Source organism: Novosphingobium gossypii (assembly GCF_050433305.1).
Classification (GTDB): Bacteria; Pseudomonadota; Alphaproteobacteria; order Sphingomonadales; family Sphingomonadaceae; genus Novosphingobium; species Novosphingobium gossypii.
Map to the genome: position 1 here is coordinate 1 of NZ_JBNPXM010000027.1, position 2,559 is coordinate 2,559.

General features: G+C 62.6%; 3 protein-coding genes. All 3 read left to right on the forward strand.

The window, feature by feature from the left end:
- Positions 1–88: 88 nt before the first annotated feature.
- Positions 89–448 carry an IS66-like element accessory protein TnpA gene (gene tnpA / locus GGR40_RS22085; RefSeq protein ID WP_429278416.1) on the forward strand — a complete coding sequence of 120 codons (360 nt, stop codon included), beginning with the start codon at positions 89–91 and terminating at the stop codon, positions 446–448.
- Complete coding sequence (gene tnpB / locus GGR40_RS22090; RefSeq protein WP_429278417.1) at positions 445–792, forward strand: IS66 family insertion sequence element accessory protein TnpB; 348 nt, start codon at positions 445–447, stop codon at positions 790–792. The genes tnpA and tnpB overlap by 4 nt, the downstream gene beginning before the upstream one ends.
- An 88-nt stretch (positions 793–880) precedes the next feature.
- Positions 881–2,527, forward strand: a complete 1,647-nt coding sequence (gene tnpC / locus GGR40_RS22095; protein WP_429278418.1) for an IS66 family transposase — start codon at positions 881–883, stop codon at positions 2,525–2,527.
- Positions 2,528–2,559 lie beyond the last annotated feature (32 nt).

Consider the following 2,559-nt stretch of genomic DNA (forward strand, 5'->3'; position numbering starts at 1 on the left):
CGTACGCATCCGTTGAGCGGCGCCTTGCCGGTGGGATGATGGACCGGTCTTAAGGTCGCAGTTATTTGCGAACTTAGGAGCGGTGTTTGTGGGACGGATCACGGTTTTCGGCGGGCCTGAACGCCGCCGTCGCTGGAGTGCTGAGGAACGGCGGCGCATTCTGGAAGAGGCGTTTGCGCCGGGCGCCTGTGTCGCGCAGGTTGCCCGGCGGCACGACGTCTCCACTGCGTTGGTCTATACCTGGCGGCGCAAGCTGAGCGCGGCGCTTGTCGCGTCGCAGGAAGAACATGGCTTCATCGAAGCTGTCGTGCTGGAAGACAAGAGTTCCGTGCGCACGCCCGTGCAGCCGGCGATCATGGTCGAGCTTTCCCACGGCGTCCGGGTGAGCATCTACAATTCGGCGTCGCCGACCATGGCAGCGGCAGTCATCAAGGCCTTGGCCCGATGATCCCGATCCCGAGCGGCGTGAGGGTGTGGCTTGCGCTGGGGCATACGGATATGCGGCGGGGAATGCGCTCGCTGGCCCTGCAGGTTCAGCAATCTCTAAGCAAGGACGTCCATGCCGGCGATCTGTACGTCTTCAGGGGGCGAAGCGGGTCGCTTTGCAAGATCTTGTGGCATGACGGCCTCGGGATGTCGTTATATGCAAAACGTCTGGAAAGAGGGCGTTTTGTCTGGCCATCTGCAAAGGATGGGACCATCGCGATCTCGGCTTCTGCGATGGCCTGCCTGCTTGAAGGCGTGGATTGGCGCAACCCTCAGGAAACCTGGCGACCGACGCAGGTCGGGTGATTCCCGCCTGCGTCAAAATAGCAGCAGAACCGGCACAAAAGTGCTGTAAATGCTGGGTTCTTGAGGACTTGCGGGTTATAATCCGCGCATGGTCTCCAGCAACGCATCCGATGAGCTTGTGCAGCTTCGCGCTGAACTTGCCATCGTGCGCGAACAGGCACTGGTAGCAGAGGCCGAGGTCGCCAAAGTCTGGGCGATCAATGCCGACCTGCTGGCCCGTAACACCCATCTCGAACTGATGAACGAGCAGATGCGCCGCGACAAATATGGTGCGCGCTCCGAGCGCAGCCGGCGCCTGCTGGATCAGCTCGAACTGACCTTCGAGGAACTGGAGGCAAATGCCAGCGAGGCCGAACTGCTCGGCCAGATCGCAGCTGCCAAGACCACCACGGTCCAGGCGTTCACCCGCACGCGATCCACCCGCCGCGACTTCCCCGCCGATCTCTCGCGCGAGCAGGTCGTCATCCCCGCGCCGGAACTGTGCCCGTGCTGCGGCTCGGATGATCTGAGCCATCTTCCCGCAGCGGTCACTGAAACCCTCGAGCGCGTTCCGGCCCGGCACAAGGTGATCCAGACCGTGCGCGAGAAGGTCTCCTGCCGCCAGTGCGAGAAGATTAGCCAGCCACCCGCGCCTTTCCATGTAACCCCGCGCGGAATGTTCGGGCCGCACTTCCTGGCAAACCTCGCGTTCCAGAAGTACGGTCTGCACCAACCCCTCAACAGCCAGCGGGACAGGCTAGAGGCCGAAGGTATCCCCTTGAGCCTCTCGACCCTTGGCGATCAGATCGGCGCAATCTGCGTAGCGGTAAAACCCTTGTTCCTGCTGCTGGAAGCTCATGGACTTGCCGCAGACCGCCTGCATGCCGACGATACCACCGTCCCGCTTCTGGCCAAGCTCAAGACCAGCGTGGCGCGAATATGGGACTATGTGCGCGATGACCGCCCGTTCGGCGGCACAGCTCCGCCGGTGGCGCTATGCTATTACTCGAGCGATCGCAGAGGTGAGCATCCTCGCGCTCACTTGGCAGGCTATACCGGGATTCTCCAGGTCGACCGGTATGCCGGCTTCAATGCCCTGTTCGAGGAAGGCCGGACGGACAAACCCATGACCCGCGCCAACTGCTGGGTTCACGCACGCCGGGAGTTCTTCAAGCTCGTCGATATTAGGCAGCAACTCAAACGCAGGAAGAAGGGCGCCGCGCCGATCGTCTCGCCGCTGGCGAGTGAAGCGCTCGAGATTATCGACCGGCTCTTTGCCATCGAGCGCGACATCAACGGCAAGCCTGCCGCCGAGCGCCTGACCGTTCGCCAGGAATTATCCGCCCCCATCGTTGCCGAACTCGAGACCTGGATGCAAGAGACGCGCAGCAAACTGTCTCGTCACGATGCCGTGGCCAAGGCCATCGCCTACCTCCAGAACGACTGGGACGGCTTCACCACCTTCCTCGCCGATGGCCGGATATGCCTCTCCAACAACGCCGCCGAGCGTGAACTGCGCAGCGTGGCTCGGGGAAGAAAAGCCTGGTTGTTCGTCGGGTCTGATCGTGGCGGCCAGCGCGCCGCGATGATGTTCAGCCTCTTCGGCACCGCGCGCCTCAACGACGTCGATCCGCTCGCCTGGTTCACCGACGTCCTCGCCCGGATCGCCGACATACCTCAGAGCCGCCTTCACGAACTCCTCCCATGGAATTGGAAGGCCGCTCAGCAGCAGCTCACACCGGAAATCGCTGCCTGACTTCAGCTCCGCGCCAGCTAGCGGATGCGTAC

What these genes read in the sequence shown, in the direction of transcription:
- tnpC (WP_429278418.1), top strand. Translation starts at nt 881, where the DNA reads ATGGTCTCCAGCAACGCATCCGATGAGCTTGTGCAGCTTCGCGCTGAA.
- tnpB (WP_429278417.1), top strand. Translation starts at nt 445, where the DNA reads ATGATCCCGATCCCGAGCGGCGTGAGGGTGTGGCTTGCGCTGGGGCAT.